General features: G+C 64.0%; 9 protein-coding genes. 3 read left to right on the top strand and 6 right to left on the bottom strand.

Translation table 11 applies throughout. From position 1 onward, the window contains the following. Positions 1 to 243: 243 nt before the first annotated feature. The 4 genes from KXD98_RS27965 to KXD98_RS27950 form a co-directional block, all read right to left on the bottom strand. Positions 244 to 972 (bottom strand): hypothetical protein, encoded by a 729-nt coding sequence (locus KXD98_RS27965; RefSeq protein WP_212757736.1) that lies wholly within the window; start codon positions 970 to 972, stop codon positions 244 to 246. Continuing rightward, complete coding sequence (locus KXD98_RS27960; protein ID WP_396883483.1) at positions 969 to 6,224, bottom strand: helicase-related protein; 5,256 nt, start codon at positions 6,222 to 6,224, stop codon at positions 969 to 971. Before KXD98_RS27960 ends, KXD98_RS27965 begins: the two co-directional genes overlap by 4 nt. Positions 6,225 to 6,691: 467 nt before the next feature. After that, entirely contained in the window at positions 6,692 to 7,279 is a 588-nt protein-coding gene (locus tag KXD98_RS27955; protein ID WP_236439895.1) for a hypothetical protein, read from the bottom strand. A gap of 82 nt (positions 7,280 to 7,361) precedes the next feature. Continuing rightward, entirely contained in the window at positions 7,362 to 8,036 is a 675-nt protein-coding gene (locus KXD98_RS27950; RefSeq protein WP_235848176.1) for a hypothetical protein, read from the bottom strand. A 1,712-nt stretch (positions 8,037 to 9,748) separates the two neighbouring features. Here KXD98_RS27950 and KXD98_RS27945 point away from each other — a divergent pair. Next, positions 9,749 to 10,732, top strand: coding sequence for a ParA family protein (locus KXD98_RS27945; protein ID WP_236439819.1), 984 nt, complete (start codon positions 9,749 to 9,751; stop codon positions 10,730 to 10,732). Further along, entirely contained in the window at positions 10,729 to 11,361 is a 633-nt protein-coding gene (locus KXD98_RS27940) for a hypothetical protein (RefSeq protein ID WP_236439821.1), read from the top strand. Before KXD98_RS27945 ends, KXD98_RS27940 begins: the two co-directional genes overlap by 4 nt. 120 nt (positions 11,362 to 11,481) lie before the next feature. On the opposite strand, the gene KXD98_RS27935 is transcribed toward KXD98_RS27940, so the two are convergent. Beyond that, positions 11,482 to 11,817, bottom strand: coding sequence for a helix-turn-helix transcriptional regulator (locus tag KXD98_RS27935; protein WP_236439823.1), 336 nt, complete (start codon positions 11,815 to 11,817; stop codon positions 11,482 to 11,484). A gap of 119 nt (positions 11,818 to 11,936) precedes the next feature. Between KXD98_RS27935 and KXD98_RS27930 the strand changes: the two genes are divergently transcribed. After that, a complete protein-coding gene (locus KXD98_RS27930; RefSeq protein ID WP_236439825.1) occupies positions 11,937 to 12,191 on the top strand; it encodes a hypothetical protein in 255 nt (84 codons plus the stop codon). A 31-nt stretch (positions 12,192 to 12,222) separates the two neighbouring features. Here KXD98_RS27930 and KXD98_RS27925 read toward each other — a convergent pair whose 3' ends face one another. Beyond that, entirely contained in the window at positions 12,223 to 13,953 is a 1,731-nt protein-coding gene (locus KXD98_RS27925; protein ID WP_260765583.1) for a hypothetical protein, read from the bottom strand. Positions 13,954 to 14,312 lie beyond the last annotated feature (359 nt).

Raw genomic sequence — 14,312 nt, 5'->3', positions numbered from 1 at the left:
TCACCGCACAACATTGGCACACCCGGCCGACGGAAACGCGCAGCCGGACCGACCTGATTGAACAACGTTTCATCGGCTTGAATCCTGGTGAGGCTGCGCTGTCTCATTGGCCGGGGTCGAGGGTGGGCTGCTGGCGGTGCTGACGTTCGCGAAATCGCATGGGCTGGAGTCGTATTCGGTGTTCCCCCGGAGTCTGCGCAATGGTCTACTTCCCGTGCGCCCGGCTAATCGTTGAGCTCATCCCTACAAGTTCAGGTCTGGTCCATCGGCGCTGCGGGCATTGTGTGCCCGGTGCTGGTGTTGGGCCCACCAGCGTTGTTGTTCGTCGGTGAGGCCCGTGTCGGGGGGGGCTTGGGTTCGTTCGGGGTGCGACTGGGTGTGGGTTTGGTCGGTCCGGATGAGGGCGGCGAGTTTGGGGTGTTCGCGCCAGGCGGGGCCGTAGAGGGCGTGGGTTGCCCAGAGGCTGATGCCGGGTACTGCGGGGCCGTTGAGTCGAAGTGGTGCGGTGTGGTCTTCGTCGAAGGCCATGGTGAGGGTTCGGGTGTCGGGGTCGGGGTAGAACTCGGTGAGGTCTTGGTACCAGAAGGACACGTAGCCGCCGTCGGGGCGGCTGCACATGAGGCGCAGGTTGGTGGTGAGGACGGCGACTTCGCGATGGTTGCGCCAGGTGGGGTGGGCGTCGCGGTCGGCGTGGCGGCGTCGGTGGCGGTTGATCGCGCCTTGGGTGGCCATGGCGCCGCCCATGAGGATGGGGTTGACGAAGAAGGGGGCGTTGGCGCGGTCGTAGTTGCCGTCACCGCTGGCGAGGCGGCTGTAGTAGGCCGGGGCGCTGAGGCGGGTGACTTCGTTGGCTTTGAGAAGGGGGCCGTGGGTGGGGATCACGGGTGGTTCGATGCCCTGGTTGAGTGCGGTGGCGCAGTCTTGGGCGTAGCGCCACCACGGGTCGGGGCTGCGGCGCGGCGCGGTGTTCACCGGACCAGTCCTTCGTCGTTGTCGCGGTGGGCGTCGGTGTCGCTGTGTTCCTGGCTGGCGAGGTAGTCGGCGGCGCGGGCTCGTTCGGCGATCTTTTGGGCGAACCGGTATTGCTCGGGGGTGTCGAAGCCGGATTCCTCGAGGAGGAATGGGGTTGGGTTGAGGTGTAGTGACCAGCCGGGTTGTCGGCCGGCGGCGTGCATGCGGTGTTGCGCTTCGGCGGCTTTGGCTTTGGCTTCTTCGGATTCGGCTTCTAGGCGCAGCAGGGTGGTCAAGGTGGACAGTTGCTCGCGTTTGGCGGCGAGTTCGTCGCCGCGGTCGAAGTCCTCGACGGTGGTGTCTTGGAGGTCTTCGATCTCGGCGGTGAGCTGGTCGTGGTGGCGTTGCAGTCGTTGGTGGTGGGCCGGCAGGTCTTTGTAGAGGTTTTCTACGCGGGTGAGAAGTCCTCGGGCTTTGGCGCTGCCGCTGTCATCGAGGGTGCTTACGGTGCCGTGCAGATCCATTACGGTGACGTCGATTTCGGCTGAGGGGACGTCGGCTTTGATCCATAGTTTGGAGTTGATGTGGTCGCGGCGGGCGATCAGAGCGATGCCGTCGATCGCGACGTTCAACGGCCGTGTTTCGTAGCCGGGGGCGTTCTTCATGGCGTGGTAGGTGTTGCGGCAGACGGTGGCGAACGCTTCGGCTGAGTCTTTGCGTTCCTTGTGGGTTCGTCCTTCGACGACGATGGTGGGTTTGGCCTCGGGGTCGCGGGCGGCGACAGCGTCGGCCACCGGCGCCAGGGCTTCGATGTCGGCGGCGACGATGCCGAGTTGGCGTTGGTTGGTGGTGATTTCTCGGTCGCGGCTGGCGAGGGTTTCGTGGTGGGAGCGTTCCAGGGCCGCGAGGTGTTCGATTTCGTCTTGGAGTTGGACTTGTCGCACGTAGCGTGGGTCGCCGGTGGCGATGGCTTTGGTTTCGGCGGCGGCCACGCTCATGTCTCCCCCACCGATGTCTTCGACTTCGTCCACGGCGATGTCGTCGCGTTTGACCTGTTCGATGAACAGTGATTTGGCTTCGATCTTTTGCCACATCACGGTGTCGTAGGAGCCTTCAACGACGTAGTTGAAGATGCTGACCTCGCTGTTTTGGTTGCCTTGCCGGATGATGCGGCCTTCGCGTTGTTCCAGATCGGCCGGTCGCCAGGGAACATCGACGTGGTGTAGGGCGACGGCGCGGGTTTGAACGTTGGTGCCGGTGCCCATCTTTTCGGTGGAGCCGAACAGGACCGAGACCAGGCCGCGGTTGCATTCATCGAACAGTCGCAGTCGGTCTTCGGGTTTTTCCGCGTCGTGGATGAAGCGGATCTTCTCGGCGGGCATTCCGCGGTCGATGAGTTCGTCTCGGATGGCGGTGTAGATGGTGAAGCTGTCTTTGGGTTTGCCGGCCTTTTTCGTGGGTGTTCCTCGGTCGCAGAACACGATTTGCAGTGCGCCGGGGTTGGGCATGTCGTGGCCGTGCTGGGGGTCTTTGTAGATGCGGTCAGCGTTGGCGTTGTGTACGGCCATGATTTGCTCGGCTACGGCTGCGGTGCGTGAGTGCGCTGGGGCGGGGAGGTTGACCATGCGGGGGTCGAGGCTGGCTTCGCGGCCGTCGTTGCTGATCTTGAGGATGTTGTCGCGGGCCATGTTCTTGGGGTCGATGTTGCTGGCCCGGTAGCCGAGGTCGGTGATGAAGTCTTTGAGTTCTTGATCGGCAGGGATTTGGACGATGGTGCGTTTGCCGTCGGTGAGCTCGGGCAGGCTGACCTGGGCTTGGTCGAGTACTTGGTCGCGGGTGATGACGTCGGTGAACACTGAGGACAGGCGCAGCAGTTCTTGCAGGTTGCAGAATTTGCCGACGCGGGTGACTGGTCTGAGTTGGGTGCCGGTGGCGTTGACCTCGACGGTGTTGACGGTGGAGGTGAATGCCGCTCCCCAGTCGTTGAGGTGGAACACTCCGGCGTCATCGAGCAGGTCGGGGCGCAGATAGCGTTGCATGACGTACATTTCGCCGAGGCTGTTGGCAACCGGGGTGCCGGTGGCGAAGGTGGCGACGCGTTCGTCGGTGGGGGTGGGCTGGCGGCCGGCGGCAATTGCGTCCTCGCGGCGGCGCTGGCGCAGCATGTCCATCTTCATGGCGAGGTCGTCAGCGCGTTTGGACCCGTCGGGGCAGGCGAGTTCCTTGACCGCCGAGAGCCGGGTGCGGTTTTTGAACATGTGGGCTTCGTCGATGAAAAGGTAGTCGCAGCCGGTGTTCTCGAAACGCAAGCCGGTGTCTTTTCTGGCTTGGTCGGTGAGGTCTTGGAGTTTGGTTTCGTATCGCTGCAAGGCTTTTTCGAGACGTTTGACGCTGGCGGGGGTGGTGTCGTCGGTGATCCCGTTGAGTGCCTCGCGCAGGATCTCGCATTCCCGTTCGATGTAGTCGCGCTGGGCCTCGGGCCCGACCGGGATTGCTTCGAACAGCGATTGCGGGGCGATGACCATGTCCCAGTCGGACGTCGCGGACTGCGCGACGAATCGGCGGCGGCCTTCGGCGTCGGTTCCTGGTGCACCGAGCAGGATTTCAGCGCTGGGATACCACCACTTGGCCTCTTTCCCGACCTGCTCGATGATGTGGTTGGGCACGACGATCCAGGGCTGGCGGGCCAGGCCCAGTCGCCGGAGTTCCATCGCGGCCATGAACATGGTTCCGGATTTTCCGGCGCCGACGACGTGGTCGAGCAGCACATTGGGTTCTGCGATGATCCGTGCCACGGCGTCGCGTTGGTAGGGGTGGGGTTCGAAGTTGTGGGACAGGCCGGGCAGCGTCAATGCTGCGCCGCTGTACTTGGGTGCGCGCAGACTGTTGAAGCGCTCGTTGTAGACGGCGACGAGTTCGTCGCGGCGGGTGTCGTCGGCGAAGACCCACTGCTGGAACGCCTCGGTGATCTTGGCGGCTTTGGCCTGGGCGGCGACGGTGGCGTCGCGGTTGACACCGGTTCGTCCGGTGAGCTCGGCTTCTTCGGCAGTGTATTTGACAACGATTTCTTTGTTGTTGCACAGCATTTCGAGCAGGTCGATAGCGTCACGGTTGTCGTAGCGGGTGCCCCAGGTTTCAAACATGCTCGCGTGGCTGCGGTCGTAGGCGGGACAGTCGATGGTCCAGACGCCGTGGATGTGATCGACCTTGATGCGGGGAATCTTATGCTCGGAAGGTTTGAAGGTTTCCTGGGCGAACTGTGCGACGTAGCGGGCCTCGATCCACGGTGATCCGGGACGGGCGGTGATCTGGCTGGGTTGGCGATCGACCGGCTGCACCTTCTGCAGTGCCTCGACGTATTCGTGGTAGCGCGGATCGGTTTGTGCGGCCTGGGTGGCCTCGCGGAGTTGCTTTCGGACGTTGCCCGACAAGGCGGTGGTGGCCGGGATCAGCACCTCGGGGTCGCGCAGGGAGGGGAATACCAGGCCGCGGAGGTGTTCGCGGGCGGTGTCGGTGTCGGAGCCCAGCAGGGTGGCGATGTGGTTGAGGTCTACCCCGCCGTGTTGGTCGAGGCTGATGGCCAGGGCTTCCTCGGCGGTCTCGGCGCGGTCACGGACGGTGGGCGGGCCGAGCAGGTCGACGGAGAAGATCGGTGCCTTGCGGACGTCCTTGGTCTGCTCGTCGTAGGACTCCAGGGCCAGCACGGTGGTCCAAGACGGGTCGTTGCGCAGGGCGGTGACGATGTGGGGCCGCAGTTTGTAGGGGTTGGGGGTTTCCCAGGCTTCTTGGTCCCACTGCTCGATGAGTTCCTCGGGGACGCGGGTGGCCTCGGGGTTCTTTTTGCGCCACGCTTCGATCTTCTTGGCGAGCTTGTCGTCGTGTTTGGCCTGGGTGATCTCCCCCGGCGTGCTCCATTTGAACCGCTGGATCGGGCCGTGGCGTTTCACGTAGGCGTCGTAGAGCCGGTTGAGTTGGCCGCGCAGTTGCTCGCGTTCCTCCGGCGGCAAGCCGTTGCGCTGGGAGGCGACCACCGCGTTGGCGGCATCGCGCAGCGCCAGCAGTTTGATGGTTTCGTCTTTGCGGCTGGCGTAGACCTTGGATTCGACCCAGGCGTCGCGGTTCCAGGATTCGAAGCGGTCAGCTTCGGTGTTGAATCGCAGCGTGCCGTAGGCCGGTGGTTGGCCGGCGGTGGCCTTGGTCAACAATCCGGGGTCGAAGCTGACTTCGCTGACCTCGGTGAGGGTTTCGGCTCGGGCGGTCAGCCCGCGGCCTTGCTCGACGGCGGTGTCGATGATGCCGCGCAGGGCCTGGGCGACCTGGTTGGGCACCGCCGAAGGGTCGAGCGTGCGGACCTGCAAGGTGGTGCTGCCGTGGATGCCGTGGCCGATCATCGGCGTGCCGAGCATGTGCTCGGGATGCTGATGGAAGTAGGTGTTGACCGGCAGTGAGGTCCACTGACCATCGTCGCCGAGCAGGTCCATGTCCGCGACCTGCAACCAGGTGTCTGTTCCGGCCTCGATCTCGCGGCTGGCTTCACGGCGGCGCAGCACGAGGATGTCGGTGACGACCTCGGTGCCGGCGACTCGGCGGAATGCGCTGGTGGGCAATCGGACGGCACCGAGAAGGTCGGCGCGGGCGGCGATTTCGTTGCGAGCCTTCGAATCGACGTTGTCGAGGGTGAAGCGGCTGGTGAGCACCACGACGTAGCCGCCGGGGGCAGTCAGGTCCAGGGATTTGACGATGAAGTGGTTATGGATAGACAACCGCTTCGGGTTGTAGGCCGGGTCCCGCAGTGCGAAGTCGCCGAACGGGACGTTGCCGATGACGGCTGCGAAGCTGCCATTGGGAACGTTGGTGGTTTCGAATCCTTCGGAGCGGACCTGCGCCGACGGATACAGGTAGGCCGCCACGGCGGCGCTGATCGGGTCTTTCTCGACCCCGACCATCTGGGCGCTCTGGGGCGCCAGTCCGATGAAGGTGCCGGCGCCGCAGCCTGGCTCTAACACCCGTCCGTCTTGGAATCCCGCGTGTTGCAGGGCTTTCCACATGCGTTCGGCGATGGCCGGGTCGGTGTAGTGGGCGTTGAGAGTGCTGGCCGAAGCTGCCCGATAATCGCGCGGGCCGAGGGCTTCCTGGAGGTATTCGCGTTCGGACTGGTAGGTGTCCTTGCGGGTGTCGAAGACATCGGCAACCGCTCCCCACCCCGACCAGGTGGCCAGGGTTTCCTGCTCGGCGGTGGTCGCGGGGCGGGCCTCTTGTTGCAGACGAGCCACGGTGTCGATGACGGCGATGTTGGCCAGGAGTCGGGCTTTAGCCCCCGAGGGCACGCGAATGTCGGTGCCCGGCCGGAAATCGACGGCGACCGGCGGCGCTGCGGATAGGTGTTCGGGTTCAGCGGTCGCGGGGTGCTCGACGGCAGGTGCCGCGGGGGGTTGGCCGACCTCGCCAGTGGCCTCAACGGCTGGGGCGGGGGCAATGGTTGGTGCGGCCGTGGCCGCCGCGCTTGGTTGGGGCGCGGCGGCCGCGGGCGGGGTGTGCGGTGCTGGCTCGGTGGCCGGCGGGGGCTCGGCTTGCTCGGCCGGTGGGGTGTCCTCGCGGCCGGGCCGTTGCAGCGCGGGTAGCGGCGCACCGCCGGGATCGATGACCCGCGGGTCGGTGGGGAGGTCGAAGGCGTCCTCGGCGAACAGGGCCAGCTGCGGGTCTTCGAGTTCGTTGCGCTGGCGGCCCTTCTTCTTGCCGTTTACTCGGGTGGGTACCCGTCGGCTCGGAGTTCTTCCTCCACCTGTGGTGTGAGGCGGGGCACCAGGTGGTGTTGCGGGCTGGTCGGCACGGGGCGGCCTTCCTCGGCCCGTGTCGCGAGAAGGTAGGCGGCCTTGACCCGGAACATCGGTGAGCGCTGAGGCCACAGGGTCCTGGCCAGATCCTCGATTGCTTCGTTGGGTTCGGCCCGGTACCGCACGTCCCTCCAGCGGTCCTCCCAGTTGACCTCGGGCCGCGGCGGTGTGCTGGCTGGTTCCTCGTCCTCGGCCGGCTGCGGAATCAGTGCGTAGAGTTCCTGCCGCACGATCGCTTCTCGGGCGTTCTGCAACGCGCTCTGGTGCAGGCCCACCGTCGTTTCGTGATCGGGTTCGGCGTTGTGATGACTCCCCCGCCACCGCACGATCGCGTCCTCGGCCAGGTCCATCGACAGGTGCGTGGCCTTCTCGTCGAGGCGTTCGGTCACGAGGTTGAGGAACGTCTCGGTCTGCTCTGGTGTCCATCGCGTCGGCAGTCCGAGTTGACGGTAGGCGGTCTCCACCGCCTCGCGCATCCATTGGCTCACGGCCATCATTCTCCGATGTCTGGACGCTGAACAGATCCGGCTGCTCTTTGTTGTCGGGCATAGCAGGCGCTCCCCTACCGCGAAACCGCTAGTCATGGATTTCTCCCTTACCTGCGGCATCGCCCTCGGTCGGGCTGCCCGAAACTGGGGCCAGTGCCTGGCGGCGAGCTGGGTCCCCTACCTCTGCGATCGCGACGTTGACACGGCTCAATGCCTCGTCAACGTCGGATTGCAGTTGCGCCACGCTCTGGGCCTGGCGGTTGAGTCTGATCTTGACGGCCTTGAGCCCGTCACGGACGGCGTTGAGCGGCACCAATGCCGGATGCGCCACGGCCGCGCCGATACGCACCGGCGATCCCCCGCGCAGCACCGTGAGGGCCGAACCGCGTTCCCACATCAGGAAGCGGTCGATGCGATCCAAAGTGTCCGCGGTGGGCACGTAGCCGCGCCGGCCCAGTGTCGCCAGGGTCGAACGCCCCGGTCCACCGATGGCCGCGAACTTGGACTTGGTCATGTTCAGTTCCCGCAGCCGGCGCTCGATGGCCGACACCAGCCCCTCGTAATCCCAGTCCTTGGGGTCTTCATTGGGATCGAACAAAGTCTCCAGCGTGGCACCAGAGTCGCCGGCGCTTTCGGCCTCGTCGGGCTGGGCCTTGGGCAGGTGGCGATACACCCCCTGCTCGCGGGGTACCGCAGTGCCCCCGTCCAGGACGGCCCGCGAAGATCCCGGTTCCCAGACCAGCAGATCGTCGAGCTTGTCCAAGGTTTGCAAGTTGGGGACACGATCAGCGTCACGCAGACTAGTCAGCGTTGAGCGGGATAGGATTCCCAACTTAGAGGCAGCGAGCAGACTGAACCCGAGTTCCTGCAGACGCACTTGCATCTGCTGGGACAAGCGTTTCAGGTCGGGATGCCCGTGGGACTCCTCGCCGGGCTCAACGGCCGCGATGATCGCCTCCTCGGGTGCGCTGCTCAGCAGGGACGTCTCCCCTGGTGCCCCCAGATATTACATGCATGACACGCATACATATAGGTCAACATCGCGCAAGCCTTGATCGTTCTGTGTAACGGATCAGAATCTCGCCCTGTGGCGACGGTCTTGACGACGTGCGCCGGTCTGTGACCTGCTAAATCAGCCTGGTCGCGACGCACAGGCTCGAACAGCGCAATGGGCGATGGTCAGGTGCGTGGACGGGTCATCGAGGCCGCTACGGCGAAACCAGGACGCGTTTTCGTGTTTCGGCAGTCCCGAGGCGTGCCCACTCCCGGCAAAGGGGCCTGGTGGGGGAACTTTCGGGGCACTTCTCACGCCGAACCACTCCCCCGCTCCACCAGCCATCAATACAACGGCAATAGCTAATGCGTCCCATTAGGCCTGCGGCGGTGCTCACCATTCCGCGCCACATCCCATGTCTCGTGTCGCGTCGCACGGTTCGTTATACCGCTGCGACCGCACTCACCAGAATTCGGTATGAGGCTGGCCCTGGGCTAGACACATCTGTGTCGCGCCCAGTTTGTCGAAAGACAAGCAACCGCGTTCGTAGACGAATTTCTCACGCCACATGGACCCGTACTCGTGACTCCGTTAATGGCAACGCCCTGCGCGCAACATCCGGTCGAACCGTATCGCCTGCTGGGGCACACATTGGGTATACCGCTCGCGCCCAGGCATGCATCGACCTACGTGACAACCCCGGCTCATGACGCGAACCCGTATTGCGAGCGCCGTAGCCCACAACCCACTGCGACGGACGGCACCAAGAACGTCGACGCACGCGACACGCCGTATGCGGAAATGAATATTTCATGGCACCGTATCCGGCCTTGTGTCGCCAATCGCATTCACCACGCAGCATGACGCGTGATAGCTGTGGTCGACCACAACTCCACCCGCAAGGTGCCTGCATACGCATGAATCGATCGGCACCGAACCGATGTACGCGGCGGTGGGCAACGTACCGTCCAATACCTGGTCCTCCATATATGGCCAGGTATTGAGTCAGGTATTGGGTCCGGTAAGCCGCAGAGCCTGCGAACAGATAGCAGACGCGGTGTGACGTGGACTTTCTGCGAAGGTGCGCCTCCGGGTAACGCGACGCCGCGCACTCCGTACACGGCTGCGGGTGGGCGCGGATGCCGATCTGCGGGCGTAAATCGGGGTGGAATGACCGGCGTGCATCCGCAGCGTTCCGCTTGCTCAGGCTTCGATGCGTGGGTGCGCTGGCGTAGACATCAGATGTACCACGCGGGCCGACGTCGCGTTTGCTGCGGGAGACCTCAGCTGAGACCACGGCTGGGCATTGATTGGCAGCCTGGGCCGGCGTCGTGCGTCGAAGCGCGGTCCACAAGGGCTGGGATGTCGCATCGTGCGCCTTAGACTTTGTGCACCATGAGCGCGTGTGCTGCCTGGCACCTTCTACGGTGCCGTTCAGTAGGCGCGCAGCACCCCCGATACTCGCAGAATGAGGCGTCCGCATGACTAGCAGCGTAGCCGCTTGGAATGAACCTGGCCGCGTAGAACCCGCGGTCGATTGGCGGCGTTTGGGCAAGGTGTACTTGTTCGGAAATGGGAAGGGAGGCGTCGGGAAGACAACGTGTTCTACTCACGCTGCGGCGCTTGTTGCCTCCGACGGAGCGCGAACACTTCTAGTTGACCTCAATGGGCAGGGCAACGTGGCGAACGTGCTTGGCTTCGCCGCTACCGAGGGCAATGATCAGGGCCGCAACTTGTTCAGTGCGATCACAGCTGGCGCGGCGCTGACTCCTGTTCGCGACGTGCGGCCCAATCTTGATGTGATCCCAGGAGGGCCGTTTGTTCGGCGGATTACGCCGGTACTAGCTGCCGAGATGGGACATCCGCAGACCGCTAAGCAAGTTTTGATGTCGCTTGCGTTGGCTCTGCAACAGATCAGTGATCAGTACCAGTTGATCATTATCGACTCTCCACCTGAGAGCCAGTTACTGCTCCAACTCGCGCTGTGCGCGACCCGTTTTGTCTGCGTTCCTATGAAGACCGACGATCTGTCACGCACGGGTCTGCGCGAGTTGGCCGGGGACCTGCGTGCCATGCGTGAGCACAATCCGTACTTGATCCTGCTGGGCTGCTTCGTGTTCGCTTCGGGCACCAACGCCAAGGCGATCCGCAGGGAGACGAGGGAGAACGTGTCACGTGACCTTGGCCAGATGGCGGACGATGTCATGTTGAAGTCGTTCATTCGGCACAGTGAGGCGGTAGGGCAACAGGTGCCTAAGTATGGCCGCCTGGCGCACGAGTTGGAGAAAGAGATCGCCAACAACCCGAAGCACTGGGACTTGAAGAAGGGGACAGCCGAGAACACCGCAGTGGTCAGCACCACCACGCGTCCGGTTGCTGAGGACTTCGCAAAACTGACAAAGGAAATTCTCACGCGCGGTTCGCAGATTCGCGCGCAGATGATCGAGAAGGGGATGTGGCCGTGAACAACAAGCTGACTCGCCAGGAGCTGCCGACCGAAGATCTTGGAGACCTCGTGGTCTTACCTGAGCGCGGGGCTGGGTTGTCCGGGCTTCTCGACGATGCTTCGGCATCCGAAGCTGGGCCGGAGCCCGGCGAGCCTGCATCCGAGCCTGATTCGCTGCCGGGGGCGCAGGTGGCGCCGGCGATCGTTGCACCAGTTCGATCGGTGTCGCCCACGCCGACCACGCGCAAGCCGGGTCGACCTCGGACGCGGACCAAGCCGGCCTCGGCTGTATACGTAACGGCCGGGGTCAAGAAACGGTTCGAGAAGTACCGGCACGACAACAAGGCGACGAATTTGCAGGTGGTGTTGGAGGCAATCAGTGCGATGCACAAGTCCGACAAACTTGCCCAGATCATCGAGGAGTCGCGATACAGCACGGCTCCGGTGAACGACTTGTTCCCGGCTGACCCGTCCGCCGTGCGTTACCTGGGCGGTGGGAGTACGCAGATCTCGTTCAGCCCTACACCGGAGCAGGAGGCGGTCATCGATCAAATCGGAAAGACCTTGGGTTTCGATACGCGGTCGACGTGGATTGCCCCGGTCCTCAACGCGTTCCTCCCGGGGAAGAAGGACGCCAAAGCTCGGTGAACCCAGCGGCCACCAGCAAATGTCGAGGACCGGCGGGCTCGATGCCTGTGCGAGCCATGTCGGACCGGTTGTTTAGAGGCCCGCGGATTGCGCTGATCGGGGTTGGCGCGGCACGCCGTGTCAGTGTTCGACGGTTTCCGAGCCCATGTCGGCGGCGAGTGCTTGGCCGAGCAATTCAATCGCCGCGTCCCAGAGTTTGTGCGGGTTTCGCCGGTAGTAGACGCGGCCCATGCCGTCCTGACGGGTGATTAGGCCGGCAGCGGTGAGGTCTTTGAGTGGCTGCTGGATCGCGCTTTGTGCGGCGAATCCGAGCTCCACGGCGAGGTCACTGGGATTGACCAGGCCATCGCTCTGCGCGATCGCGGCCATGACGGCGAGCCTGTGTTTCTGGCCGAACACTACCCGGGAGAGTTCCTGAACTCTCTCGGAGCGGGCGTACAGCGACACGCCTGACATGCTATTACAGGATTCCTGTTACAGGATCTATGTTACTGATATCCTGTTATAGAGATCGTGTAATACCTGTTCAGAGTGGGTTCGCCACACGATATCGCGATATTGAACGGAGTGTGCACATGTCGGACATGCCCGACACTGCTACGACGCCGCGTCGTCGGAGAAACTGGCGACACAACGAGACACGGGCCCGCGACAAGATGGTGGCCAAGCGGGTCAGCGACCTCGATCACAAGGCGTTGACGAAGTTCGCCGAGGCTCAGGGCGTCAAGGTCGCCGTGCTACTCGAACCCTTTGTCGCTGATCTGATCAAGCAGGCTCACGAGTACTGCGAGAAGAACGGCGAGATCTTGGGGTCGGTCAAAGCGTCCTGAGACGCGATATCGAAAGATCAGGGTCTGACGGTTAGGCCGTCAGGATCCGTCCGCCCAGCAACTCCGCGATCATCTCGATCGCTTCTCGCTCGATGTCGATGTCGTCCATCGGTGGGGGACCAGTTGACATCGTGAGGTGCAGGTAAGCACGTTCGGTGGGTTCGTCGAGCCCCGTCGAGCGGCCGTGTTCAACCAATGTCTCTCGGCCCCCGGGGTGGGGTGCCCCGTTACGGACTTGTTCGCGCTCGTCGAGCCAGTTTCTCCATGCTGCGCGTTCGGCCTGATGTCGCTGTAGGCGAACCGTCCGGGCCTCGTCCAGGTGGTGGCCCTGGGCGATGCTGTCCAGTTCGACGGGGCCCCGCGCAACCGTCCCGCGTCCGGTGCGTTTGAGCAGGCCGGCTACTTCCAGGTCGAGCACCATGGCATCACCGGTGGCCCTGGCGACCGCGGCCGCCGCGTAGATGTCGGCTTTGTTGGTCAGCCCGTGGTGGGCGACCAGTTCGTAGATGCGGCGCAGGTGGTGCCCCAGAACAATCCACGCGTCGTGCACTGGTTCAATGCGTACCCGTTCCGCGTCTGCAGGATCGTTGGTTACGCGGTTCTGCATCGTCAGCGCGTACACGTCGGCCTCAGTGCCGATGTGTTGTCTGGCCAGCACTAGGGGCGCTCCGGGCCTTTCCCGAAGGTCAGCAAGTACCCGCCAGACAGTGTCTTCGCTCAGGAGCCCGCAGCTCAGTGAAAGGGTTCTGCCGCCGACCCCGACCAACCACGTCCCTGATCGGTGTTCTCCGGCGAGCACGGCGTAGAAAGCCATGCTCTGCAGCACTGCGTGCACTGTCCAGCGGTACCTTTTGCCGGCGAACTCTCGATCGGCCCACGCCGTTGCATTGGCGAGCCAGTCCCGCAGATCCTTCGGCCCACGCGGTCCTGGTATGTACCCCCCCGGTGTGTTCTTAGTCTTGTGCCGCGGGGGAGATGACTTTAAGACGTTGGTGATCAACCAGTGGAATGCTTTGGCGACGTCGCGTTCGAGGGCTTGGTCGCTGCGGTGGTTGTAGCGGTGGTAGGCGGCTCCGAGTCCTCGGCTCCAGGGTCCGTCGGGGGCGATCATTTCGCGCAGGGTGGCGAGGCTGTGGCCGCGGGCGATGGCGTTAACGACCACCGATTGTCGAGCCTCGTGATTGGACTGCCATGTGAGTCGCGCGGGGTTGATCGTTCCGTGGGTGGCATAGGCGGCGACGTCGGCGGGGAGTGGATCGTGGCGGACATACTGGCCGCTGATGCGTCGGTCTTCGCCGGCGCCGACGGTGTATTCGGTCGTGGTTTCCGGGGAGTCGGTCGTGCTGGCAGAGCGCTGACGGGCGGGAGGATTGAGAGCGCCGAGGAGCATGAGCAAGCGCGGGAGCAGTTCGGGATCGGAGCGTGTGGTCAAGGCCTCGACCGCCGCCTCCAGGGTTCCGTCGAGCTGACGGTAGCCACCTTCTCGGCATGGAGATCCTGGCGGCGTCATGCAGCCTGTGTCGGCGTTGGTGTTCGGGGTGATGTCGAGTGTGGGGAGCCGGGCAGCCAGAAGCCGCACTAGGTGTTTCATTTCGTCAAGTGACGCTGAGGTGCCGATGGCTAGTGGGCAGATCAGGTGTCGGCCACCGCTGCTGGATCGGTCGGTGACTACGACGCCGCCGCAGTCAGTGAGCCATTCGGCGGCGCGGGCCACGTCCGCGGCCACGGCCGCGGGCCCATGCAGCTTGGCATCGAAGTCCAACCACAGAGTCTGGGTACGGCGCTGCGAGTAGAGGTAGACAGCGGCTGGCCGGCTCGGCAGTCGCTCGCAGTGTTTGGTTGTGTCGCTGAACTTCCCCGTATCAGGGTTCCACAGACGCATCCGGTTGCGACCAGGCGCAGCCAGGAGTCGTGCGAGCCGATTCCACACGACCTCCGGTGCGCAGGCCGGCCGCGTGCGACCGGCGGGGGATACCGCCGTTGTCACGGGCTGGTCGCGGAACAAGGGTGCGGGCAGGGCTGCTTCGGCCGTTCTGCACCCGCCAACGTTGCATTGGGATGTCGTTCATTGCGGCTCACAAGGGCGTCCTCTATCCTGGAGCCAGCCTTGCGTGGCTGGCC

Origin of the sequence: Mycobacterium sp. SMC-4, from assembly GCF_025263265.1 — a bacterium.
GTDB lineage: Bacteria > Actinomycetota > Actinomycetes > Mycobacteriales > Mycobacteriaceae > Mycobacterium.
Note: the sequence above shows the minus strand (reverse complement) of the source record. Positions and strands in the feature narration are given on the sequence as shown.

Excerpts from the sequence above, each read along its gene's own strand:
- KXD98_RS27955 (WP_236439895.1), bottom strand. The coding sequence starts at position 7,279 with ATGGCCGTGAGCCAATGGATGCGCGAGGCGGTGGAGACCGCCTACCGT.
- KXD98_RS27945 (WP_236439819.1), top strand. The coding sequence starts at position 9,749 with ATGACTAGCAGCGTAGCCGCTTGGAATGAACCTGGCCGCGTAGAACCC.
- KXD98_RS27935 (WP_236439823.1), bottom strand. The coding sequence starts at position 11,817 with ATGTCAGGCGTGTCGCTGTACGCCCGCTCCGAGAGAGTTCAGGAACTC.
- KXD98_RS27930 (WP_236439825.1), top strand. The coding sequence starts at position 11,937 with ATGTCGGACATGCCCGACACTGCTACGACGCCGCGTCGTCGGAGAAAC.